Source organism: Rhizorhabdus sp., assembly GCF_018006725.1.
Taxonomy (GTDB): domain Bacteria; phylum Pseudomonadota; class Alphaproteobacteria; order Sphingomonadales; family Sphingomonadaceae; genus Rhizorhabdus.
Genome location: NZ_JAGMXV010000066.1, coordinates 1 through 22,019, shown reverse-complemented (window position 1 = coordinate 22,019; position 22,019 = coordinate 1). Strand labels below are relative to the sequence as shown.

Annotated in this window: 23 protein-coding genes and 1 pseudogene; 13 read left to right on the top strand and 11 right to left on the bottom strand. The window is 58.9% G+C overall.

Annotation, left to right across the window (positions count from 1 at the left end; genetic code table 11):
- From KAY22_RS11285 to KAY22_RS11255, 7 genes are all read left to right on the top strand, one after another.
- The coding region (locus tag KAY22_RS11285; protein ID WP_296623397.1) for a hypothetical protein at positions 1–926 on the top strand (926 nt) is incomplete at its 5' end.
- 1 nt (position 927) lies between these two features.
- Positions 928–1,656 (top strand): hypothetical protein, encoded by a 729-nt coding sequence (locus KAY22_RS11280; protein ID WP_296623396.1) that lies wholly within the window; start codon positions 928–930, stop codon positions 1,654–1,656.
- 13 nt (positions 1,657–1,669) lie between these two features.
- Positions 1,670–2,059, top strand: coding sequence for a hypothetical protein (locus KAY22_RS11275; protein WP_296623394.1), 390 nt, complete (start codon positions 1,670–1,672; stop codon positions 2,057–2,059).
- Positions 2,060–2,084: 25 nt separating this feature from the next.
- The gene (locus KAY22_RS11270) at positions 2,085–2,912 is read left to right on the top strand and encodes an OmpA family protein (protein WP_296623390.1); all 828 of its coding nucleotides are present in this window, start codon (positions 2,085–2,087) and stop codon (positions 2,910–2,912) included.
- Between the two features lie 86 nt (positions 2,913–2,998).
- Positions 2,999–3,652 (top strand): thermonuclease family protein, encoded by a 654-nt coding sequence (locus KAY22_RS11265; protein WP_296623388.1) that lies wholly within the window; start codon positions 2,999–3,001, stop codon positions 3,650–3,652.
- A gap of 206 nt (positions 3,653–3,858) precedes the next feature.
- On the top strand, positions 3,859–4,185 hold the full coding sequence (locus KAY22_RS11260; protein WP_296623386.1) for a hypothetical protein: 327 nt from the start codon (positions 3,859–3,861) through the stop codon (positions 4,183–4,185).
- Positions 4,186–4,299: 114 nt separating this feature from the next.
- On the top strand, positions 4,300–5,532 hold the full coding sequence (locus KAY22_RS11255; RefSeq protein ID WP_296623383.1) for a hypothetical protein: 1,233 nt from the start codon (positions 4,300–4,302) through the stop codon (positions 5,530–5,532).
- A gap of 252 nt (positions 5,533–5,784) precedes the next feature.
- Here the strand turns inward: KAY22_RS11255 and KAY22_RS11250 are convergent, their stop codons facing one another.
- The 3 genes from KAY22_RS11250 to KAY22_RS11240 all read right to left on the bottom strand — a co-directional run bounded on the left by KAY22_RS11250 (position 5,785) and on the right by KAY22_RS11240 (position 7,937).
- Positions 5,785–6,786, bottom strand: a complete 1,002-nt coding sequence (locus KAY22_RS11250) for a phospholipase D family protein (protein ID WP_296623382.1) — start codon at positions 6,784–6,786, stop codon at positions 5,785–5,787.
- A gap of 62 nt (positions 6,787–6,848) precedes the next feature.
- Entirely contained in the window at positions 6,849–7,424 is a 576-nt protein-coding gene (locus KAY22_RS11245; RefSeq protein WP_296623380.1) for a hypothetical protein, read from the bottom strand.
- A gap of 6 nt (positions 7,425–7,430) precedes the next feature.
- Entirely contained in the window at positions 7,431–7,937 is a 507-nt protein-coding gene (locus KAY22_RS11240) for a hypothetical protein (RefSeq protein WP_296623379.1), read from the bottom strand.
- Positions 7,938–8,638: 701 nt separating this feature from the next.
- On the opposite strand from KAY22_RS11240, the gene KAY22_RS11235 reads away from it, so the two are divergent.
- The gene (locus tag KAY22_RS11235; protein ID WP_296623377.1) at positions 8,639–9,145 is read left to right on the top strand and encodes a hypothetical protein; all 507 of its coding nucleotides are present in this window, start codon (positions 8,639–8,641) and stop codon (positions 9,143–9,145) included.
- A 300-nt stretch (positions 9,146–9,445) separates the two neighbouring features.
- Positions 9,446–10,516, top strand: a pseudogene (gene dcm / locus KAY22_RS11230) (DNA (cytosine-5-)-methyltransferase); the annotation flags it as partial.
- A gap of 47 nt (positions 10,517–10,563) precedes the next feature.
- On the opposite strand, the gene KAY22_RS11225 reads toward dcm, so the two are convergent.
- From KAY22_RS11225 to KAY22_RS11215, 3 genes are read right to left on the bottom strand one after another with little or no spacing between them, the layout of a single operon-like run.
- The gene (locus tag KAY22_RS11225; protein ID WP_296623375.1) at positions 10,564–11,520 is read right to left on the bottom strand and encodes an ATP-binding protein; all 957 of its coding nucleotides are present in this window, start codon (positions 11,518–11,520) and stop codon (positions 10,564–10,566) included.
- Between the two features lie 53 nt (positions 11,521–11,573).
- Positions 11,574–12,245: a recombinase family protein gene (locus KAY22_RS11220; protein ID WP_296623373.1), complete on the bottom strand. Its 672-nt coding sequence runs from the start codon at positions 12,243–12,245 to the stop codon at positions 11,574–11,576.
- Between the two features lie 33 nt (positions 12,246–12,278).
- The gene (locus tag KAY22_RS11215; protein ID WP_296623371.1) at positions 12,279–12,647 is read right to left on the bottom strand and encodes a DUF2513 domain-containing protein; all 369 of its coding nucleotides are present in this window, start codon (positions 12,645–12,647) and stop codon (positions 12,279–12,281) included.
- Positions 12,648–12,676: 29 nt separating this feature from the next.
- Here KAY22_RS11215 and KAY22_RS11210 point away from each other — a divergent pair, with 29 nt between their 5' ends.
- A complete protein-coding gene (locus KAY22_RS11210; protein ID WP_296623368.1) occupies positions 12,677–12,874 on the top strand; it encodes a hypothetical protein in 198 nt (65 codons plus the stop codon).
- A gap of 31 nt (positions 12,875–12,905) precedes the next feature.
- Here the strand turns inward: KAY22_RS11210 and KAY22_RS11205 are convergent, their stop codons facing one another.
- The 4 genes from KAY22_RS11205 to KAY22_RS11190 form a co-directional block, all read right to left on the bottom strand.
- A complete protein-coding gene (locus KAY22_RS11205; RefSeq protein WP_296623365.1) occupies positions 12,906–13,100 on the bottom strand; it encodes a hypothetical protein in 195 nt (64 codons plus the stop codon).
- A gap of 156 nt (positions 13,101–13,256) precedes the next feature.
- Entirely contained in the window at positions 13,257–13,502 is a 246-nt protein-coding gene (locus KAY22_RS11200; protein ID WP_296623364.1) for a hypothetical protein, read from the bottom strand.
- A gap of 49 nt (positions 13,503–13,551) precedes the next feature.
- Positions 13,552–14,676 carry a patatin-like phospholipase family protein gene (locus KAY22_RS11195; RefSeq protein WP_296623361.1) on the bottom strand — a complete coding sequence of 375 codons (1,125 nt, stop codon included), beginning with the start codon at positions 14,674–14,676 and terminating at the stop codon, positions 13,552–13,554.
- 20 nt (positions 14,677–14,696) lie between these two features.
- On the bottom strand, positions 14,697–15,974 hold the full coding sequence (locus tag KAY22_RS11190; RefSeq protein WP_296623357.1) for an MBL fold metallo-hydrolase: 1,278 nt from the start codon (positions 15,972–15,974) through the stop codon (positions 14,697–14,699).
- Positions 15,975–16,430: 456 nt separating this feature from the next.
- Between KAY22_RS11190 and KAY22_RS11185 the strand changes: the two genes are divergently transcribed.
- Positions 16,431–17,777, top strand: coding sequence for a DUF2235 domain-containing protein (locus KAY22_RS11185; RefSeq protein WP_296623354.1), 1,347 nt, complete (start codon positions 16,431–16,433; stop codon positions 17,775–17,777).
- Positions 17,778–17,953: 176 nt separating this feature from the next.
- On the opposite strand, the gene KAY22_RS11180 is transcribed toward KAY22_RS11185, so the two are convergent.
- Positions 17,954–18,439 (bottom strand): hypothetical protein, encoded by a 486-nt coding sequence (locus tag KAY22_RS11180; RefSeq protein WP_296623352.1) that lies wholly within the window; start codon positions 18,437–18,439, stop codon positions 17,954–17,956.
- Positions 18,440–18,756: 317 nt separating this feature from the next.
- Here KAY22_RS11180 and KAY22_RS11175 point away from each other — a divergent pair, with 317 nt between their 5' ends.
- The gene (locus tag KAY22_RS11175) at positions 18,757–19,722 is read left to right on the top strand and encodes a LysR family transcriptional regulator (protein WP_296623349.1); all 966 of its coding nucleotides are present in this window, start codon (positions 18,757–18,759) and stop codon (positions 19,720–19,722) included.
- 674 nt (positions 19,723–20,396) lie between these two features.
- The gene (locus KAY22_RS11170; RefSeq protein ID WP_296623346.1) at positions 20,397–21,974 is read left to right on the top strand and encodes a reverse transcriptase domain-containing protein; all 1,578 of its coding nucleotides are present in this window, start codon (positions 20,397–20,399) and stop codon (positions 21,972–21,974) included.
- Positions 21,975–22,019: the final 45 nt, after the last annotated feature.

The window sequence follows — 22,019 nt, the reverse complement described above, 5'->3', positions numbered from 1 at the left end:
TGCCCGGCATGTCCAAAGAAGAGCAAAGTGCTGCAATCGCTAACGGCGGTGATAGCGCGATCTCGCGGTATTTTGGTTCAGACTCTGAGTCGAAATTGCGAGAGGCCCGTGACCAGTTTCGCAAGAGCTTAATCGTCGCCCTCGTTCAGCTGAAGGCTGGCAAGTCCCCATCGTTGGCTGACAACTTCCCGGATTCAGGGCTCGTAAAGATCGTTCGCGCGATCGGTCCCGGCACGTCGACCGGAGCTACCGCCCGACGCCTTTTCATTTTCACGAACCCTGCGAAAAGCATTTCGCAGAGTTTCGCGTCGCATGAGGAAGCCCGGGTTGCGGGCTTGGCGACCGGCGAACAAACGGGCACTGATCTCGGCCAAAGCGAAGCTTATCTTGTGCTATCGGGACCGGCGCTGAGGCCGTTTGAAGAGCCCTTTTTGACCGCGTTCTTCCTACAGTCGCGTGCGAACCTGCGTCAGATCGGTGCTTTCTCGCCAGATGCCTTGAAGCCAGCTCCGACGCAGCTGCGGCTCTACACCGGTGATATTCCGCTGGCACCCGATGTTCGCAGCCCGCTGGATCTCCGCGTTGCTTCCACGGCGAACGGCGAGCTGGTCAATTCGTGGATTTCCTATTCGGCCTCCAAGGGCGTGCGCTCTACGCCCGTCGAAGGTCAGATGAGTTGTTCTGACGAAGACCATTGCACTATTCGCGGCAACCCAAATGGAGGCCTAGGCCAGCTATGGCGCACCAAACCCGGCAGCGAGCCACAGCCTCTACCAGATGGGCCATTTGGCGGCATGAGAGCCATCGAGGCCACTGACACGGCCGGTCATCTGACAGGTCGAATCTATGATCCGGTAATCTTTGTCGGAACAGCCGGCGATCTGAAATTCGACGCTAAGCGCCGTGATCCGGCGACAGGGAACTAATATGATGACGTCCTATAACCGAGCTCTCCCGTTCGCAATCCCAATGCTCGCGATTGCGGTAGCATCTGCGCCTGTCGTCGTCACCGCAGCTTCCCCTGAAGTCTCGACCTGGCAAAGCGGCACGGCAGGCACTCTCAAAGGCAAGACCCATGTCGATCGCGCGATCGGCAAATGTGTGATGTCCGTGGCTGGTGGCGCGATTCTCGGCGGTTTGATCGGCGCTGCGGCCGGCAATACAAAAAAGGGCGCGCTTATCGGAGGCGCTGCGGGCGTCGGCCTATGCGCGATCTTGATGAAAGTCGCGAGCGACAAGGATAAGGCTTATGTCCGTCAGGCTCAGCTCGACGCCGCTAATTTAGGCCAGTCCCAAAGCCGGTCTTGGCGCGGTAGAGAAGGCGATCTCATTCAAACGGCCGTATCGCCTTCCGCACCCGTTCCCGTAGTCGTCGGAGATAAGGGGTCTTATCGCTGTCGGACGGACAATATGTGCCTCGTTGGCGATCAATGGGTCGCCTATGACACGCTGGTTCCTCAGACTGCCTCCGGCGTTCAGTTGGCCTCGTCAAAGCTCAAGGTGATAAAGTGTCGACGTCTTCAGACGGATATGGCTGTCAACGGCCAGGGAGCGGCATCAGGAAGCGAGGCTGTTTGCTTAGTTGGAGATAGCTGGGTCACTGGCGATCAGCTCAAGAAAATGAATATCCGCGATTCTGACGTGGTCATTATCTGAGGCTGTCCACATCATGATCCCTCGCCTCGTTCTGGGCCCGCTTGTCGGCATGATGGCAACTCTCTCGGGCTGCTCAGCCTTCAATATGTCTCCCGAATGCGACAATACGGCGGTTGGGCTTGCTCGAACAATCGCGATGCAAGGTAATGAAAAGGGCTATGACGCTGCGCGTGTGGCAAGCATCGTACAAACTTCGAACTTCAGCGAACTCGAGAGCGGGTACAATCAGCGGAGTTGCTCTGCCCATATATCCGTCGGTTCGCTGACATCCATGGTGCGCTATAGGGTTCGCCAATCTGAAGGTTTGCACAACTGGTACGAAATCGAATTTCTCGACCCTGCCGATCCGGCCCTCTTGGCTGTCGTGGCACAAGCCCGGACGATGTATGCTGACCCTTATTAGGCGAATTGCCCTAACATGTCTTTTCGTGTCGCTGCTGGGGCAGCAGGCCGTCGCGCAAACTGTGGAATATATGTCGGCCGACGAGGCGCTGTCGCTCGAACATCAGACTCGATATCAACGATTGAGACGATTTGTAGAGAGTTACCGCATATTCCCGGCGCCGCAGTTTTTCGATTACACAGTGCCCGCGGCAAACATGCCGGCGAACTTTCGGCACGACATTCCCGTGTTGCGCATCGTCTTTCCCGAAAGCACGTTCTTCGACACTGGAAGCGCTGAGGTCCTTCCCTCAGCATACCCAATCATCGCCGCGATGGCCAAAATGCTCGATGGCGATGTGCCCGACGTCAACGTGTTTGTCGCTGGTCATACGGATAGTCGGGGCGGAGAAGATTATAATCACAATCTTTCGGTGGCTCGCGCCAAGGCCGTGACGGCCGCACTCGTCGGATCACGTACGCGATCCTATACGATTTGGAGCATCGGGTTCGGAGAAAGTCTCCCGATTTATCCCAATACCGACGATCAGAATATGGCCTACAACCGGCGGGTCGAGTTTCTCGTGGGCGCCAGGCCAGAGGCCGTGTCCTACTGGTTGCAACAGCAATATGATTTGGTCTGCCAGACAAGCGATCCAATGGCCAAACTACGCTGCATGCTCGAACTCAAAAAAGTTCGCCACGTCTACGAGGCCGAGCAGGAAGGTCCGCGCCAACCCGTTGTATTGGCGCTGCCAAAGCAAAATCGGGTCGCCTCGCAAGGGGCAAGGGTAGCTGTTACGCCAACGGCTCCCAAGCGCATGACCATACAACTCAACGAAAAGCGCTTGCGGGTGGGATCCATCGAACACTAACGGGGGGAGCTACGTACGCGCCGCCGATTTTCCACATCTGCTTTCACGCACAAACCAATGGTGTGAGACAAATCAAAAGAGTGTTGATGTCATTTGGCCTTTTGGCTTTTGCCGCATCGTCGGTTATAGTCGGAGCCCATCTCAGCGGCCCGGCGCGCGTCGTCGATGGTGACACAATAGCGATTGGCAATACATCTATCCGGATATCTGGGATCGACGCGCCCGAACGGGATCAACGATGCCAGCAAGGCACAGCTGAAATTGCTTGCGGGCGTCAGGCAAGCTCGACATTGCGGGAAATCATTGGGACCGCATCGGTACAATGCTCTGTAACCAGTATCGATCGATATGAACGACCTATAGGGACCTGCTTCGTGAAGGGCCGCGATGTCGGCGCTTCCATGGTCGTCGCTGGCTGGGCCGTTGCCTTCACACGCTATTCGGATCGCTATCTTCCTGAGCAAGCCGCCGCACGCGCTGCGCACCGTGGTCTCTGGACGATGCGCTTTCTGGAGCCGGCCGCCTTCCGACGCGCGAAACGCGAGAAGCTTTCCGCTCCTTCGTCACCTAATCCTACCTGCGCGATAAAGGGCAATATCAACGCAAAGGGCGCTAGAATCTTCCATCAGCCCGGGGAGAAGGGCTATAACGATGTCCGCATAGATGCCGCCGATGGTGAGCGTTGGTTCTGCAGCACTGCTGAGGCAATTAACGCCGGTTGGCGGCCGCGCCGGCGCTAATAGTAGCTAATTGATCTAGCTTTGAGATCCGGTACATTTATCACGGTGAAGCCAATACCGGCGTCAATAGAATTGTTGCTAAGGGCGCGGGCAGCTTATGGCTGATTTTTCTCCGAATTGGATGTTGTTTGCCAGAGCGCGATAACTCGCGGCTTGTACACACCGACTCCCATGATATGGAAGATAAGGGCAAACAGGGGAGATCAATGGCTTACGACGTCGCGCATATGGAGAATCCGCACAACGGGCGAATTAGATCCGCCCCTTTAGGGTTTTCTTGGACCACCTTTTTTTTCGGTCCGCTGCCGATGCTATTTCGCGGCGCGTGGAAGTGGTTTTTCATCGTCTGGCTGACGGCGATGGTCACGTTTGGCCTGGCGATGTTCTATTGGATTTTCACTATCAACCGGTACTATCTCTCCGGCTTGATCGAAGACGGCTATCGCTTTCGTGGTTCAGGCCGGACTCCACATAGCGCGGTCGAAAGCTATGCACGCATGCGCTTGCCGACAATGGATGATAGCCAGAAGTAGGTAGCCATCGATATTGGGTATTACGATAAACCGGCTCCCCAAGCCCCTGTAGCCGGAGCCATTTTCACGGCCGGCTGAACTCCCCGGCGGGGCTTTCGAAGGCTAGGCTGGGGTATGCCCCAGGACCCGCCCACCGCCGCCCGGATCACCCGTCGCGCCCTGTTCGACGCCGTCTGGTCGAAGCCGATGATCGAGATCGCCGCCGACCACGACACCACCGCCTATTACATCGTCTCGCTGTGCAAGCGGCTGGGGCTACCGGTACCACCGCTTGGCCACTGGCAGCGGGTCGCCGTCGGGCGCGGCGCCGAGACACCACCCTACCCTGCGGCCGACAAGCTCGACGCGGGCGACCATGCCATCGGGCGCCCCGCGCCCGGGCTCGGACGTGGTGGCCGGATCAAGGCCAAAGCTGCCGAGACGGCGGCAGCCCCCGCGGCGCAGCCCGCGCCAGCCGCCACGCCCACCGAACTCCACAAGCGGGTCAAGCCGACCAGCAAGGCACTAAACCGGGCGACAAAGGATGTGACCACCAGCAGCAGTGGCGCCGGCAAGTTTCGGGTGACCGTCGCCCCCACCACTGTCGACCGAGCGATCGCCTTCCTTGACGAGCTTGTGAGAGTCATCGAAGCGCAGGGATGGGCAATTGGCGACCATGAACAGGGCCTTGTCCTTGTCCCCGATGGTGAAGCCATCGGCTTCAGGATTGAGGAAAAGACCGACCGGGTGCCCCACGTCCGCACCTCGAGGGAGGAAGCCGAGTGGACCGATTACCAGCGCAGGCTCGAGCGCCACGCCCGGGGGATCGGCTATTCACCGTGGCCGCCGCGTATTCCCGAGTACGATCATGTGCCAAACGGACAGCTACTCCTGCGCCTTGATGATCACTGGATCGGCAACGGGCTGCGGCGGACTTTCGGTGACGGCAAGACCCAGACCCTCGAGGCGCTGCTGCCCGCCATTCTCGCAAGCCTGCAGGTCTGGGCAGACGCGAAGAAGGCGCGGGATCTCGAGCGTGCCCGACAACAGGCGGAATCGGAGGAGCGGGATCGCCGTCGGCGCGAAGCCGAGGCTCACGCGCGGGTCGACGGATATCGGGCGCAGTTCCTCAACCGGCAGGCAGAAAAACTCGGAGAACTGGAGCGGGTCGATCGCTTGCTTGCCTATTGGGCGAGGGCAGCACCCATATTAGACCTCGCTCCCTATCTGGCCTGGGCCGAGGACTACCGCCTCCGGCTGGAACGGAGCCTCTCGGGCAGCGCTACCGCAGAGCAGGTCAAGCGGTTGCGGCTGATGGACGACGATGTCCGCTTCTATTCACCGGATTGGCTCGACAAGGGGTGGTGACTGGACAGCGTCTCTCACGGTTTTTCAATCCGGACGATGCTGGTGTCCGGAACTGACCCAATACCAATAGAGAACCGTCGCGACCACTTCAAGGCCAGCCAGCGCGCAAAACGGCGATGCTGCTCAATCTCAGCAGCAGAGCCTCCCAGGTTCAAGTCCCAGAGATCACAAGCATGAGAGTTTTGCGTCTGTAAACTATGCGCGCGTCAATCTGGATCCCGTACAATGAGCCGGAGAGACACATGAATTCGCTCAATTTGAGGACCTGATCCTGGCAATTTCAGTAGCCAGTTCCGCACCATCGGCAAATAGAGCGCCCTCGCCAGACTTGACCAGCTGACGCGCGAGCGGGCCGTCCACCGAACCGATCAAGCTGCGGTCGGGAAACGCCGTGCCTACAGTCCGTCTTACCAAAGCCCAGTCCTGGCGTCCGAGGACCGACCCGTTTGCGGCATCGAACACTTCGCCCCGATAACCAAAAACACTTACAGTCCGCCTTCCAAGCCAAAACTCAATAAAGATTCTCTGCCAGCGATCGCGAACCTGATCGCCACCCCATCCGGCAAAAATGCTGTTCGCTGGCCAAGTCTCAATTGCCCTGTGGGAAATGCCCGTGACCAAAGTCCTGGCTGAAATGCGAGCCTTTATAATTTCCTCTTCGGTCGCCTTCGCTCCGGTGACAACGAAGCTGATTTTCGCAAACCGCTCAGGCGCCGCTGACACGATGTCGAGCAACGATCCGGTTCGTGGTGCAGCCGCCATAATGCTGGAAGCCGGCGGCTGGTAGACAATCCCGGCTCGATCGATCTCTGCCTGCCCCACGGGCGTAGCATTCTTGTACAATTCATCGAACCAGGCTCTTGCCGCGATCCACACAGATGAGCCCGGGGGGTGAAAAACCGCCGCCTCAAGCTGCATTGCCGGGTCACCGTCGGCACCCAGCGCAGCGCGCGACACATTTGCGGAGCCTACCACCAGGCCTTGTTCAGAAAGGAAGACCTTGCTGTGCAGACGTTCATAGTGGCGCAGGAGCTCGTTACGTGGCGCACCCAACGCCCTGAGCGCATCAGCAGATGTAGAGCCCATAGCTATGTCGCACACCAGCCTGGTATCTCCCACGCCTTGTGCTCCAAAGAGGACTTTGACACCTTTTGCGCTCCAGAATGCCGTTGCGATTCTCGCATCCTTGCCGCGTGCGACAGCCTGGAGCCCTGCGACCAATGCGTCACCAAACAGAAAGCTGCTTTCGTCCACTCCGGGATAACCTCCTGTGATGCGCCCCGCGCCGCTGCTAATGTCGCTCCCGAAGCAGAGCCTCACCTGCCCTCCTTCGGTGCACCGACGATATGGGCTTCGCGATAGCGCGCGAAGGGGTCGTCATCCAGACGCCAGCCGCGCGGCATTTTCGAACGGAGCCCGAATGTGTCCAGGCGACGATTTTCGTCATAGGTGATGACAGCCCGTCTGAAGCAGCGACCAAGAAAGTCGCGCAAATTTTCAAGTCGCCACGAGCCACGATCGGCCCACAGAGCATTGCAGATGTGCGCCAGAGGAACGGAATGATCGACGACGAGACTGAGCTCCTTCGGGTGGCTCTTTCGATCCTCAATCCTTGCAGCCTCTCCCATTTCCATCAGCACCTTCGCGCCATCGGACATCCAGTCGAAATGCGGCAGGATATCACGCAGCTCCCAGGCACACGGCTTGTTGAACTGAATTGCAGCACGGCCCCCATCTCGACGCCTGGCTACAAAAGGTTGACCGCGTTCAAAGCACCACCATGGATCAAGTACGTCACGAACATTGAACGCTCGATCACCGCTCCGGAGAGCGAGAAGCACGTGTTCAAGTTGACTGTCCGCAAGGACCTTCAGCGAAGAAATACCAGACACGAGTAGCTAACCCGAAAGCGCGTGCGAGAATGCCGCCCGCATCTGATTCGTGCGAGCTGCTTGAGGATGAGGGAGGATGGTAATGCGCGTTCGATGCCCTTCTACGGAAGCGTCAAGGATCTTCACAGGTCGGCCGGCCGCGTCGAACCGCTGCGCGGAATATGGCCCGAGATCCCGTATCCGAAAGGGGGCGTAGTGGTCAGCATCCGGTTTTGGAGTCACGACGAAGATATGGGTTGGCCTGTGTGTTGCAATCATTCGTTTGAGACGCTCGAATCCTCTTTCGTGCATCTCGCGCGACGCCCAGGCGTAGCGCCGCGAGGCGTCCCCGATCGCGGTCGGAACGAAATTCAGAAAAACGACCTGCTGCCAGAAATCTGCACGGTCCAGATTCAGGTAGGTCGGTAGCCTCGCGAAAAACGGAAACTTCTGCATCTGCCCGGTTGAAGCGAGCTGCGCGGTCTCGATTGTGACGTTCTCATGATCCACGTCAGCATGATGGGAATAGCCCACTACCATAATCCGCGGACCTTCTCCCGCGCCGTAACATGAACCCACCGCCTCCCTGTGCTCCATGGTGTTTTCTTCTCCTCGCCAAGCAGAGAATTCAATGCGCCAAACTCGACCGGGCCAAACGCCCTACACCCGTGACAATAAGCGCCTGCGCTTTCCTCAAGGCAAGAATGCCGGCGCAGACAGGGCAAAAAAGAAGCACGGTTCGCCACCGCTACTAGGACACCGACTGTGGAACAAGCGCTAGCTGAATACTGACGACAGTTACCTCGCCGCTGCCCCCATTGCAGCGAAGGCGTAACCGAAAAAACATCTGGTACTTCTGTCAAAGTCTTGCGAGGCAAGCGCCAGTTTCTATCATTTTGTCAGTCGATAGCTGCACCAAGTAACCAAGCTTGTGTATTAACGCGTAACCTCTACGGGTAAAACCGCACTCGCCCCTTAGCGGCCCCGACTCTCGAGAGGCCCTAGCCGCAGCACGGGCCCTAATGCCATCCAGAATGGAGCAAAACGCAGCGCCTGGCACACTGTTGAACGTTTGATCTTTATAGCTCGAGTAAGCCATGACAGCGAACTTCGCCCCTGTTGGGATCCAGAGGTCGGCATGAGTCCAGGACAGGGCATTTGCCGTGTCGGATTTGAACGTGGATGCCGCAGGACGGTGCGAGGGCGCGGGGCGTGCGCAGTCGGGAGGGGTTTGCATGACAAACGTTGAGACGAAGACCGACGCGGAAATCGACAGCTGGATCCGAAACTATGAAAGCAAAGGCGGGACATCGGCGCCTTTCTATGGCGCACTGCTTGAGGAGCGCGCGCGACGCTCACAGGCGAAACACAAGCTCGACTTCAATCGCTCACTCGAGCATCTGAAAAGGGCCGCGATCGGTCAGGTTTGCACAACTTATGGCGCCTTGGCGGCGGCGAGCAACGTCGCTTGGTCGCAAGCGCGACACCAAATGAATGGCCCAAACGGCCACCTGGATCGCCTGCTCGATATTTGCCACGCGCGCGGGCTACCGATGCTAACGGCGCTTTGCGTAAATCATGACGGTGTGGCCGACGGAGAACTCGGCGAGGGCGCTTTGACCGGCTTCGCTGCAGGAGCGCGACGACTGGGCCTTGCGGTAGGTGATGCGCGCATGTTCCATCATCAAATGCGCGACGAATGCTGGCTGTGGGGTAAAAGTCACGCGCGGACAGCCCGCTGACAAATAATTTCGGGCTGTCTGAGCCGATAGGGAGCGTTATCCCCTTGATGCCGGCAGGGCGCCATCAGGAGAGCCTCGGTACCCGGATCAGGCATCGTCCATAGGTCGGGCTCCGTCCCCGCGCAGAGCCATCAGGCCGGGCGCGACCTCACGAAATAGCGCCTTTGCATTCGAGCGCTGGTCCGAACGGAAAGTTATCCACTACTGAAATAAGAACAAAAATAGAACAAACTTGTCCTTAGGACATTCGCCTGCCATTATGTCTGAAATTGACCCAGGGCGGTCCGCCCTTTATCAGCCATGGGGTGCCTGATGCATGACCTGACCCGCGGTTTCGAAGCGGAGTTTCGCCGCTCGGGCCTGAGTGTGGAAGAGTTCGCTCGGGAAACAGGCAAATCCCGTCGCCAGATAAAGCGGTACCTTGACGGTGGCCCGGTTCCCAAACTCGTCCGCGACAAAGTCAGGGATATCCGTCAATCCCGAATGGTAGAAAAGCCACAGCCAAAATTCAGGTTCATCGATCTTTTTGCAGGAATTGGCGGCCTGAGACTTGGTTTCGAGGCTGTTGGAGGCAAGTGCGTTTTCACAAGCGAATGGGACAAGTATTCCCAAAGAACTTACCAAGCGAACTTCCCCGGCGATGATGACCAGCATCTCATGGTTGGTGACATCAGGCCCTACGGCGCCAACCCGGAACTCATCCCGGAGCATGACGTACTGCTCGCCGGCTTTCCATGTCAGCCATTCTCGCTGGCCGGAGTTTCCAAGAAGAATTCGCTCGGCCGTAAACACGGCTTTGATGACGAGAAACAGGGCAACCTTTTCTTCGATATAGAACGCATTATCCGGCATCATCAGCCCGCGGCGTTCCTGCTGGAAAATGTGAAGCATCTCACGCGACATGATCGCGGAAGGACCTTCGAGGTCATCCGCAGGATTCTCGAGGACGAACTCAATTATCGCATCGATTTCCGTGTTATCAGCTCAGCCCCCTGGGTTCCCCAGAAGCGCGAACGTATTTTCATCGTCGGCTTCCGGGAAGACGTGGGATTCAGCTTCCGGGGCTTCGACAAGACTATTCCACAAGAAACGGACTGGCCGAAACTAGGGTCTATTTTCCAGTCGCATAACGAAATCGACTCCAAGTACACGTTGACGCCCAAGCTCTGGGACTACCTCCAGGCATATCGGAAAAAGCACGAGGCCGCCGGCAACGGCTTTGGGTTCAGTTTGTTCGGGCCACACGATGTCGCCCGGACGCTCTCAGCCAGATATCATAAGGACGGTTCAGAAATCCTGGTCGAGCAGCAGGATAATCGGCCCCGTCGACTGACACCAACCGAATGTGCGAGGCTGATGGGCTTCGAACATGGTGATCGGCAGTGGAATATAGTGGTGTCTGACACTCAGGCCTATCGTCAGTTCGGCAATGTCCGATGCGGAGCTGCTGGATCAGCTGCGCCGGATTCTGGACGAGCACGGGCGGTTATACGAGCCAGCCGGTATGGTTCATCCTTGGTCCACGAGCGCCCGCGCCCCAGACCGAGCCAGCTGCCGGCGAGGAGAAGGCGGTCATTGCGATAGACATAAAAGCCTTGCTGAGCCGTCCAGCCATCGGGACCCCCGGCGGCTTCCCACGTCTTGTTGTCGAGCCGATCCTTGTGGGGAAGCACGAAAGCTTCGGTCCGTATCAGACAGCCGTTGACCATGAACCGGTCCTCGCCTGATCTCCATGTATCGAGGCGCGCCTCGAGAAACGGATTCCAGGGAGCAATTGAATGACCGTTGATCAAAAGGCGAAGCCGCCTGTTCTCGATCATGCGGTGGAATACCATGGCGAGGTGGCGCTCGACTCGATCCGAGACATCTAGAAATTCCTGCTCGTCATGACCAGGAGCGACAATCCGGTCGAGATTCTCCCACAGTACGGCGGTCCCGTTCTCCAGCTCGTTCAAGCATTCGAAGTTCTTCTCCGACCCCGGGTGAGGCCCCTCCAGGAGCGACCATCTACCGCTCCGGTCAGCGAGGAGAATATCAAGGTCCCAGCGGAGCGTGTTGGTAACGCCGTTGCGCCGGGATGCGACCGTGAGCCGCCTTGCCTGCGAAAAGGATGCAGTTTTCAGACCGAGGCCAAAGCGGCCGAGGTCGCTGGCGTCCCGCTCATCAAGAGGACTCTTCTCGCCCAGCCTCATGGCGACATCGAGCTGGTTTTCATCCATGCCCCGGCCATCGTCCACAATGAGGATATGGCTGTTGATGCCGTTCCATCCGAAGTGGATCGAGACCGTCCGGGCGCCCGCGGCAACACTGTTGTCGATGATATCGGCAATAGCGGTCGCCGGCGAATAGCCGAGACCCCGTAGCGCTTCGACCATGGCGCTTGCGCGGGGCGGCGCATTGCGCGAGCCCTTGTTCGTTGCTTCCTTGCTCAAAGTAATTCCCTCAATCTGCGATTCCGGGGCGTCCCGGGCTTCGCGAGGACAGCGATCGCCTTGCTCTCGACCTGGCGGACCCGATCAGTGCCCGAGATCTTGTACTCGCGGTGCTTCAAAATCACCCGTGGATTGCCCTGCTGATCGATCAGCAGGCGCCGCAACCCGTAGGTTGCCGCGCCACCCATCTTAAATCCCATGGCAGCAAGGCGGCATTGTGCGGAGAAGACGCGGTCAGACAGGTCACGACTGAACTCGCCGGCCATTACCCGTTTCAGGCTCTTCATGACGGCCGCTGTCAGGCTACCGTCATTCTCGAACGCCTCCGCACAATAGTGGACCGACACCCCCGCGCGCCGGCACAGGAACTCGTAATGCGCGCCCTCGTCAGTATCCTGGAAGCGGCCCCACCGGCTGACGTCGTAGACGAGAATGGCCTGAAAATCGCGATCCTCGGACAGCACGTCCGCGAGCAAGCGCTGCAATCCTTCCCGCCCCTTCAGATGCAGACCGCTCTTGCCCTCATCGGCGTAGGTGCGGATGACGTTGAAATCGTGCATCAGCGCGTAGGCCGCAATCCGATCGGCCTGGCGGGCGGTGGAATAGACCTGCCGCTCGGTCGACATCCTCAAATATTGCACGGCCTGGATGGCTTGTTTGACGGGCATGATGTCCTCCGCGCCCGAGAGATCGGACGATCTTCAGGCGGCCAGGCCAAGCGCCTCCACCCTGGCGACAACCATAGCCTTTGCGACTGCGGCAAGGGTCTCGATCGACCAGCTGCCAGCCCTGGATGCAACACGCTTCACCGATCTCCAGACGACAGGGTCACGGATCGCATCGAGGAAATCATATCCTTCCCAGGTCAGCCGGATGCAGGTCCAAGGCTGCCGGCCCGTTCGTTCAGGGAAATAGGTCTTGAGGAAGCCCTTCTCGACGAGAAGTCGCGCGTGAAAATGCACGGCCTCGTCGGGATAGCCGTCGATATCGGGAATATGCAGAACCTCGCAGCGATCATCCTTCTCAATGGCCAGCAGGATCGCGCGGATGAGATCAGAATTGCGTCGCATCTGCGTCGTCCTCCTCATAAATGAGATCAGTGATCGAAGACTGGGAAATCTGGGCCTGCGCCCATCAAGTGATGCGCCAACACGGCGATGTGGCATGGTTTCACGCGGCGCAGCGCGCCGATGAGCTACTGGCCGCAAACGACCAGGAGGGTCATCGGACCTGGGTCCGTATCCTGAAGCGGATTGAAGATCTGGAAAAACGCGAACCCGAAGGCGGTCTACAATAGCGGAAGGCGGCGATATCGACCGCGTGGCGCATTAGATCAGCGACAGCTGTTCACCCATGTCAGCCTTCACAAGAAAGCAGGCCCGCGCGGCCGCAACGCAACGTCGGTAATGGATGGTCCCATATTGCTCGGCTTGGTCGAAACCGACCGGCGCCAGTTCGTCGGTCGGATAAACAGCATCATAAACAGCGCGGGCTGCTGCCCGCAAACGCAGATCCTGCTGCATTCACCTATTCCCGAGCCGACTCATAGGATGAATTACTACTAGAACAAAAAGAGAACACCGTCAAGCGACGCCCGCTGCGGACGGCTGGCGCCGAAGGACAGACGATCAGTTCCGCACCGCGCGCGAAGGTGAAAAATCGAAGGGCGTGGCTGCCGCTTAGGCGGGCTTGGCGCCCGGCGTCCCGCACTTGGCGAACTTGCCCTTCGCGTCCTTGCAGACCTGCTTCTTGGCCGGGGCCTTCTCGGGACATTTGATGAACTTGCCCTTGGCGTCCCGGCAGGGAGCTGCTGCGAGTGGCGCGGCCGTTGAGACAGCAAGGGCTGCAGCGACGATAAAGGAAAGAGCTTTCATCACCATCTCCTGAACAAGACTCGATTTCGCGATGCTGCGCGTGATCGGCACAGATGGAAAGCCAACTTTTGTAACGCCACGCTGGCTGCCGGGTCCGGTGTCAGCCCACGCCCGCCTCCGGATATGGAAATGCACCAGGCGCCGAAATGGTTGGGTCCACATGTGCTCGAAGCCCTGCGTCGCAGACCGCATAGCCCCAGTTGATAAGGCGCTGCTGCAGGAGGTCATCGAGCTTTTTGAGGCGTGTTGGCGTCTCAGCCAGGCGAAGGGTCCTATCCGCCGGACAAGGCAGCGTGACCGGCAGGCGGAATTTGGCGATGTTCGACCGGATTCCCCAGTAAGCGCCATCGCGGGCGCCGTCCGTAAGCGAGCCCTGAAGCTGGCGTTTGCGTAGGTTTCGCACCTGATGATCGACCACGTCCAGCACGCGCTTGGCGCCTCCGGCCCAATCGCCCGGCGGCGAGGCGTCATCGGCGATGCGTCCGCCGCCGTCCGACACCAGGACCGTCTTGTAATTCTTCCAGACCGTTTCCAGCCCGAGATTATCGTAGACGCCGCCATCGGTCAGGCTGATCTCTTGCCGGAATTTGTCGCTGACGCCCGGCTCGGCGATTGAAAAATCGGAGGGCTCAACATCGAGCAAGAAGGGCGATAGGACCGGAGGGAAGGCCGACGAGGCAGCGACTGCGTCGGCCAGACGGAAGGTAGGCTGCCGGATCTCGCCGACCCGATAATCGCGGGCGTAGGGCTTCGAGAACCGAAACAAGGTAGCCGTTTCTAGATTGGTCGCGTTGATCACGAAGCGTGGCTCATGGGGCAAGCCCTGTAGCGTGGCCCCCTTGAACAGGTGCTTGTCATAGGCATCGGCGAGGTATTTGCCTATGGTCCCCGGCAGAAGGATGCCCGTTATGATCGAAGGCGCGTCGAGCGTCCGCGATGCGAGCGATCGGATCGGTTTGACGACATGCTCGTGGAAGCCGGCCACATCGCCGCCTGGGCCGATCTCATCCCAGGCCAAGCCCAATTTCGCAGCGGTGATCGAGCCCCCTGACACGCTGGATATGCGCTTGATCTGCTTGAGGAGCCCGACTTCGTGCAGGCGCCATAGCGAACCGACATGAAACAACATTGCGCGATATCCGCCGCCTGACAGGCAGAGGCCGATACCTTCCTCCGGCGGTTCATCGGCCGTGCCGGTGTCAACGACTGGCGCAGCGGTTGTCATGTCGCGTTTCTCCGATCCGTTTAGTCGGCGATCTTGTTGTAGGCGGTGCTCAGAGCGCCATCGGCGCCTACGGTGACGAGGATGTTGTTGCAGCCGCCCGGGCTTTCATCGGCATCGGGCCCAATCTTGGCCTCCACCTCGCCGCAGTTTTCGTCGTCGGTCGCCGTGCTCCACACCGTGCCGCGGCGCCCGAGTTCGGCCACGACGTCGGCATCGGGCAGACGAACCTTCTTGTAGGGAAATGGGCCTGACGAAATGAGGAATGTCTTGGCTTGAACCGCATCGAGGAACGCCGTGCGCGACGATGTGAGACTCCCATGATGTCCAACGACGAGAACGTCGGCTTTTAACTCGGCAGGGGGTTTGGCGATCAGTTCTGCCTCGATTGAGCCCGCTGACGGCGGGGTGGACGGTGCCAGGCGGCCGCCTCCCTCTGCATCGCCAGCAAGCAGGACGCGCCGCGATCCGAGATCGAGGCGGACGACCACCGTGTTCTCGTTAGGGTCGCTATGCTTCTCGGCGTTGCGGTAGAGGATCGACATGCGGGCGCCAGACCCGAGCTGCACCGGTGCCGCCGTCATCATGGCAGCGCGCGGGATGCTCACTGTCCCGGAGCAGCTGCTGCCGGAAAAGCTCGCCTGATAGGCGCCGCTCGAGGAGATCGCGTCATGATATTGCACGCCGGTCTCGGCGGCGACCTTGCGCAAAAAACGACAATAGCCTTGCGTCTTGTTGATCGCGCCCGAGTTCCAGACGTTGCGGATCTTATACCGGTCGAAGACGTCCGGCAGCAGCTGCAGATGATCCTTGTGCGGATGGCTCAGAACGAGATGGTCGATCGTGGTTAGGCCGGGCCGCACTTTATTGATGTAGGCGACAACCCGGTTGTCATTTTCGCTCGCTAGGTCGTCCTGGCTGCCGGCGTCATACAGCAGTGTAAAGCCTGGCCCCTCGACGAAGACCGCGAGTCCGGTACCAACGTCGATAACGTGAATTTTGAAGCCACCGCTGGGCGCGGCCAGTAGCGCCTGAGCACCGATCTCCGTCCAGATTTTGCTGACATAGCCCGTGCGACCATCAGGAAGCTCGATCCGATACCACCCCGGCACTTCCTCAAGCAGGGTTGCGCGGCCGCCCGGTGCGATCGAACCAAGGGCTACGGAGTCGGTGGTCGGGTCCTCTCGGACCAACACGCCACGCTTCACCCGGTCGACGGGGAGCACATCCGTGGCTCCAGCGAGCGATGGAAAGGCAACGCTCAAAAGCGCAATGCAGGCTGACAGCGATTTCCGCATCATTCCCCCCTCGCCTTCCCCAAGGCATATTTCGAAAGTGGCTCGTACCGATCCGGACTTCAACTCAGGGTTAGACCAGATCCTGCAGTCATAGAGAGGCGTAAATCCCGCCCTGCCGTAGCGGCGAGATCAGATTGATCCGTTTTGGATAATGTAGTTTACCGAGACTTGAACCGCTCGCCGAAATCCGGTTCGATGATTTTCGAAGGGGAAAGGAAGTGCGGGGGCATCTTCCATATTTGGGCGCCGCGACGTCCGCGAGCATGCCGTTATGATGACCGTCTCGCTGCGAAAGCGCGAGCGCTTCAGTCGTCATATGCCGAATACCGATCGAGCCAATAGGTTTTCCTGGCGGCGACGCCTAGTTCGATCGATGCGGGCCTGATCGGTTATGCGATGACACAGGCCAAGCCTTGGTCCGATGGGGTGCCTTAGTCACCGAGTATGGATGCACATGATATGAAGCGCATTGTTTTCTGCTTTGACGGAACCTGGAACAAGCTTAGCGCCGATACGCCGACAAATGTCGTGCTCACCGCCGCCAGCATCGAACGGATAACCCCGAACGGGATCGCGCAAATAATTCATTATGACGAAGGCGTTGGCACAGATCGGCTGGAAACGGTGTCGGGGGGTATGTTCGGCTCTGGTCTCGTCGCCAATATCCGTGAGGCATATCGTTTTCTGATCTTCAACTACGACCCAGGAGACCAAATCTACGTGTTCGGCTTTTCGCGTGGAGCTTTTAGTGCGCGCACGTTCGTCGGCTTCCTCCGCCATGTCGGGCCGCTCAGCAGGCTACACGCCGAGAGAATCGATGAAGCGTTGTCGCTTTATGAGAGGCGCCTAAGGCAAGCAGACGGTGCCGCTGACGCACTACGCCGATTTCGCGCAACCTATGCGGCGGGCGTCTGCATCGGAGCCGAAGATGATGCGTGGCGGGTGGCTAATGTCGAAGGCTATGTCACCGGGGACGCGCCGTGTCTCACGGTCCGCTATCTCGGGCTGTGGGACACCGTATCGGCGCTCGGCATCCCCGCCTTCCTTCCCGGGAGCAGCTGGATCAATCGCAAGCACCGCTTCCACGATGCTGAGCTCACGTCATTCGTGGAGAACGCACGGCATGCGGTCGCAATAGATGAGCGACGGAAAATGTTTCCGGCAACACTTTTGGGTGACCTGACGAATCTCAATCGCGACAAAGGCTATACTTCAGAGGCCGACGATGCCCCATATCAGGAACGCTGGTTCCCGGGGGTGCATGGCGCCGTCGGTGGTGGCGGCGACATTCGCGGCTTATCGGACGGCGCTCTCAGTTGGGTCGTGAAGGGAGCCAAAATGGCAGGGCTTAGGCTCGACGTTGGCCGCGGTTCCCGGATCCACCGTTTCGAACCCGATCCACTGGCCCCGCTGGTTAATGTAAAGAAGCGGACTTTCAGCTTTACCCAATTGCTCAAAACTGACCGCCCCGGTCCTGAGCACCTCTGGCAACTAGCACCCGCTACGCTACGGCGCTGGAAAGCGGCCGCGAACGACATTCCTGAGAAAAAACTTTACCGGCCGGCGACTCTCGCTGCTGTGGCTAGAAAGCTCGATGCAACCCGACTTCCAGCAGCGGCGACCGGCACTGTGATCGCCCGACATCGAGTCGAACAAGGAGAAAGTCTCAGCAAACTCGCAAAGCGCTATTACGGAGATATGACACTCGGCAACCTGATCTTCGACGCTAATCGCGATCAGCTAGACGATCCGAATGATATTTTCGTCGGCCAGACGTTACGAATACCGGAACAGCAAAATTTATAACCCGGCTGCGTTTCTTCGTCCGATTCCCTTGAATGGGACTGTCTCTCCCCGGCAGTCTTCCAAGCGTAAAAATCAATCGCGCTTTGCCGCATAATTGCGCGCCAGATCTACGAAATGCTCGACAATGGGCGCTAGATGCGCGCTACCCCAAGCGACCGATAGCTCAATCTGCGCGTTTAGATCCTCAATTTCTCGAAAACACACACCTGGCCAAGGCAGCGATGAGGCCCATGAGGGTACAGACGCCCCACAAACCAGGCTGCATCCTCGATCTGTACTCCCTCACGTCGCACTGCTGCTCTTGTCCAGCTGTTGCCAGAATCCTGCCAACCAGTAAGGCCGATCCGCATGCCCTTGAGTTGTGCAAGTGCTTCGAGAGGACTGCCGCTGAGCGTAATGACGCAGCGGTGCCTAAAGCCACGCAAGATGAAGTTGGGAATCCCCACCAAGCTGAGATCCCCTGCCGCCCGGATTTGGACGTAACGGCTGAAAGATGCCTCCGCCGCATCATATAAGTCGCTTTGCCCAGCATGGGGCAAGTTAGGGGCCGTCACTCTGTCGATGACGAGATCTATCCGCTCTGATCGAATGTCGCCGAGCAGCAAAGGGGTCAGAAACTCCCAATCACGCAACGCGATTTTGACGACGGGGCGGTCGCTCACTGACCCACTTCCCCGGTGGGAGAGGCGATCGACGTCAAATGGGCGCGGCGCGCAAACGGCCTTTCCCTGGCACTGCGCGCCGCCACGTCCCAGCCAGCAGAATGCGCTACCGCACTGCACACGAATGCGGACGATTCACGAAAAACCAAGGTCACTTCGCCCTCCTGCACGGCGCTTGGGGGATTCACGATGGCGCCAGCCTTGCACCGAGAGAAAGCAATGTCGGGGCAATGGCACGCCCCCTCAACCTTCAAAAAAGTGACGCATGCCATCAGATTTATTGATATATGTATGCGGCAGGCAGGAGAGCCATCACTGTGAACGTGCGCTTTCTCGAAACTTTCTATTGGCTCGCGACGCTCAAGAGCGTGACGAAAACGGCAAGACATTTGCGCATTGGCCAGCCTGTCGTCTCAATGCGACTGGCGACGCTCCAGCGTGATCTCGGCGTTGAGCTCTATACCGGGATGGGGCGTACATTCGAGTTGACCGTCGCTGGTCGCCGCATCTTCCCGAAATGCGAGGCGATGGTGAACCTCGCCAACGATATAGAGGCCGATGCACGAGATACGCTGCTCGGGCGAGACTCGATCCGCATTGGCTTGTCCGACGTGATCGCGTTGTCATGGCTTCCACAACTGCTTTCAGAAATGGAGCGCGCCCATCTGTCAGCCCACATCACGACTGGGCGAGCCAATGAATTGATGGAAGCTGTGCGCGAGGATTCGATCGACGTCGCGCTGGCGATCGGTCCGGTCACCGAACCTTCTCTCTACTCTGTGCCATTGTGCGAATTTCCAATTGAATGGGTGACCGCTCCATCGCTGGTTGCGGAGCGAATGCCCGAAACAGTGCAAGATCTCGCTCGCTTACCGATTATTCAGTCTCGTCGATCATCCTATCGTTACGAGAAGATGCGCGAGTATTTTGAGTGGCATGGGGTCCAGAATCTGGACGGATTGCGGCCCAATCACTGGATGGATGTCGGCTTCAGCATCATAACGTGTGCACATCTGGCAAGTGAGGCTGTCGGCGTAACCGCACTTCCTATTGCCATCGTGTCGAGGCAAATCAATGACGGCAGGCTGACCCGGCTGCCGATCAAAGAGACATTCAAACCGTGGCAGATCGTTGCCGCGATTAAGAAGGCCAAGGTCAACGTCGAACTAATTCAAACGACTTTGTCGCAAGTCAAATTGGCGGTTTCATTATACGCGAGCCAGAAGCCCCCTGAGCTCTTTCGGCCTCTGGTTTGGGAGACGGAGGGTAAACCAGGCGGATGAATTGTCGTTGCTGCGTAGCTTCACTGTGCGTGAAATGTGCCAGCTTACCTCCTTGGCCGTTGCTGGAGCCGATGATGGACGCAGGAAGCCGAAAGCTTCCGCTTGATGAACGGGAAGATCGGCAGTTTTTCACCACCGTTGGCCACCGGCACCGACAGAAGCTGCTGTTGTGCATTTGCGGCGCGGCGTGTCAGCAAAGCGCCCCATGATTGGCCGTTTAGCCTAGCTCGGCATGATCCCGAAACCTGCCATTCGTTCATCCAGTTCTGAGTCCGGACCTAACGACTGACATTGGGACATTTCCGATGTTCGCAAGCAACACCGTGAATGTCCGATTCCGGCCGAATAGGCCGTTCACGTCACACCGACCTCTCCGGTATAGCACGTAATACCTCGTGATCTTCGTTGTGACCGTCACAGTGCTACACTGGAACGGCGTGAGTTGAGCCATTGCTGACCGGGCATTTGGCACGATGGAAAGATGCTTCGGATCACTTTCGTGACAGCAGTAATCGCCTCTCGCTAGACCGATGCCAGGGTAGCTGTTAATCAACCGTCCAACGGGGTCTCCCTTCGCATACGGGCTGTGCAACTGCGGCCTAAGAGCGAAAGTCTAGACACATCGAGCGCGCTGCCCGTTAATGGGCGACTGGCGTGATTGGAAGGGAGACCTCGTGTCGGTTGCGCGTATCTTCGGCAAGCACTTCCCCCTCCAAATCCCCCAAGAACTCGCCGACGAAGCCAGCCTGCTCGCGCATCTCGGTCTTGGGCCCAAGGAGCTGAAGAAGATCTGGTGGTATCGCGGGCGCATGTATGAGCGCTTCGACATCGCCAAGGGTGGCGGCAAGATCCGGCAGATCACCGCTCCCGACAAGCGGCTGAAAATCCTGCAGAGCAAGCTCACGCCGCTGCTCGACCAGCTGTATCGGGTGCGTAACCCCGTCCACGGCTTCGTTCCGGAGCGCTCGGTCAAGACCAATGCCGAAGCCCATGGCCGGCGGCGGTTCGTCGTCAATCTCGATCTGAAGGATTTTTTCCCGACGATCACCGAAAGCAGGGTTAAGGGCTTGCTCGGGGCGCTCGCCGTCGATGACCGGGTGGCCGAGATCATCGCGCGGCTGTGTTGCGTGAACGACCATCTGCCGCAGGGCGCACCGACCAGCCCGGTCCTGTCCAACATGATCTGTTTCCGGCTCGACACCGAGTTGCTCCGCGTGGCCAAGGCCGCGCGCTCGATCTACACGCGCTACGCCGACGACATCACCTTCTCGAGCTATCAACCGCCGGCGCCGCTGTTCGAAGGTGCGTTGCCTGCAGTCGGCCGCTTCTCGCCCGATACCCTTGCCCCGACGCTCCGCAATGTCTTCGCTGGCAATGGCTTTGTCGTGAACCCGGACAAGGCGCACTATGCCGATCGCAACTCCCGGCGCATCGTAACCGGGGTGAAGATCAACGCTAGCCTCAATGTCGACCGGCGCTATGTCCGCCACATCCGTGCCCTGCTTCACTCGGTAGAGACGCTCGGGCTTGGCGATGCGCAGCAGAAATATACCGACGCCGGCGGCAAGGGTGTCATCGCCGAGCATCTGCGCGGCAAAATCGCCTATGTCACCCACCTGAAGGGCCTGACCGATCCCGTCGTGCGGTCGTTGGCGATGCGCTTCAACAAGAGTTTCACGGCGCGGCCGATCAGGCTCGCGCCGACGGTCGAGGAGCAGCGTGACCGGGCCGTGTGGATCGTCGAGCATTCGGCCAATGGCGGCAAGCAGGGCACGGCCTTTTTCCTCAAGGATATCGGCCTGGTCACAGCCTCTCACTGCGTCGAGGGTGAGAGCGACTTCACAGTCTATCATCCCTCCAAACCGTCGAACCAGTTTAAGGTGTCCGTCGCGAAGCGGTGTGAGCATCGCGACCTCGCCTTGCTGGGCCATGCGATCCCCACGACCGATTATTTCGAGCTGGTTGTGGCCACACATCCCGTTGCCGTCGGCGCCGTCGTGACGGCGTTCGGCTATCCAGGTTTCGGCCCCGGCGACAAATTGAACGTGCGCGGCGGCTCCGTCACCTCGCTCCCGATCAAGGGCGGTGTCCAGAGGGTCGAGGTCAGTCAAGAACTGGCCCAGGGCATGTCGGGTGGGCCGGTCGTCGACGCGCAAGATTGCGTCGTCGGCATCGTCCACAAAGGGGGGCCGGAAGAGGCCCGCCAGCTCGCGGTCGCGATCAGCGCCCTTCAGGACCTGGCCGCGGAATGACGCTGGTCCCGATGCCGCTCAGCGCCGATAGGCCGATATCATGAG

What these genes read in the sequence shown, in the direction of transcription:
- KAY22_RS11280 (WP_296623396.1), top strand. Translation starts at nt 928, where the DNA reads ATGATGACGTCCTATAACCGAGCTCTCCCGTTCGCAATCCCAATGCTC.
- KAY22_RS11255 (WP_296623383.1), top strand. Translation starts at nt 4,300, where the DNA reads ATGCCCCAGGACCCGCCCACCGCCGCCCGGATCACCCGTCGCGCCCTG.
- KAY22_RS11260 (WP_296623386.1), top strand. Translation starts at nt 3,859, where the DNA reads ATGGCTTACGACGTCGCGCATATGGAGAATCCGCACAACGGGCGAATT.
- KAY22_RS11205 (WP_296623365.1), bottom strand. Translation starts at nt 13,100, where the DNA reads ATGCAGCAGGATCTGCGTTTGCGGGCAGCAGCCCGCGCTGTTTATGAT.
- KAY22_RS11235 (WP_296623377.1), top strand. Translation starts at nt 8,639, where the DNA reads ATGACAAACGTTGAGACGAAGACCGACGCGGAAATCGACAGCTGGATC.
- KAY22_RS11190 (WP_296623357.1), bottom strand. Translation starts at nt 15,974, where the DNA reads ATGATGCGGAAATCGCTGTCAGCCTGCATTGCGCTTTTGAGCGTTGCC.
- KAY22_RS11220 (WP_296623373.1), bottom strand. Translation starts at nt 12,245, where the DNA reads ATGCCCGTCAAACAAGCCATCCAGGCCGTGCAATATTTGAGGATGTCG.
- KAY22_RS11195 (WP_296623361.1), bottom strand. Translation starts at nt 14,676, where the DNA reads ATGACAACCGCTGCGCCAGTCGTTGACACCGGCACGGCCGATGAACCG.
- KAY22_RS11185 (WP_296623354.1), top strand. Translation starts at nt 16,431, where the DNA reads ATGAAGCGCATTGTTTTCTGCTTTGACGGAACCTGGAACAAGCTTAGC.
- KAY22_RS11275 (WP_296623394.1), top strand. Translation starts at nt 1,670, where the DNA reads ATGATCCCTCGCCTCGTTCTGGGCCCGCTTGTCGGCATGATGGCAACT.
- KAY22_RS11215 (WP_296623371.1), bottom strand. Translation starts at nt 12,647, where the DNA reads ATGCGACGCAATTCTGATCTCATCCGCGCGATCCTGCTGGCCATTGAG.
- KAY22_RS11265 (WP_296623388.1), top strand. Translation starts at nt 2,999, where the DNA reads ATGTCATTTGGCCTTTTGGCTTTTGCCGCATCGTCGGTTATAGTCGGA.
- KAY22_RS11225 (WP_296623375.1), bottom strand. Translation starts at nt 11,520, where the DNA reads ATGGTCGAAGCGCTACGGGGTCTCGGCTATTCGCCGGCGACCGCTATT.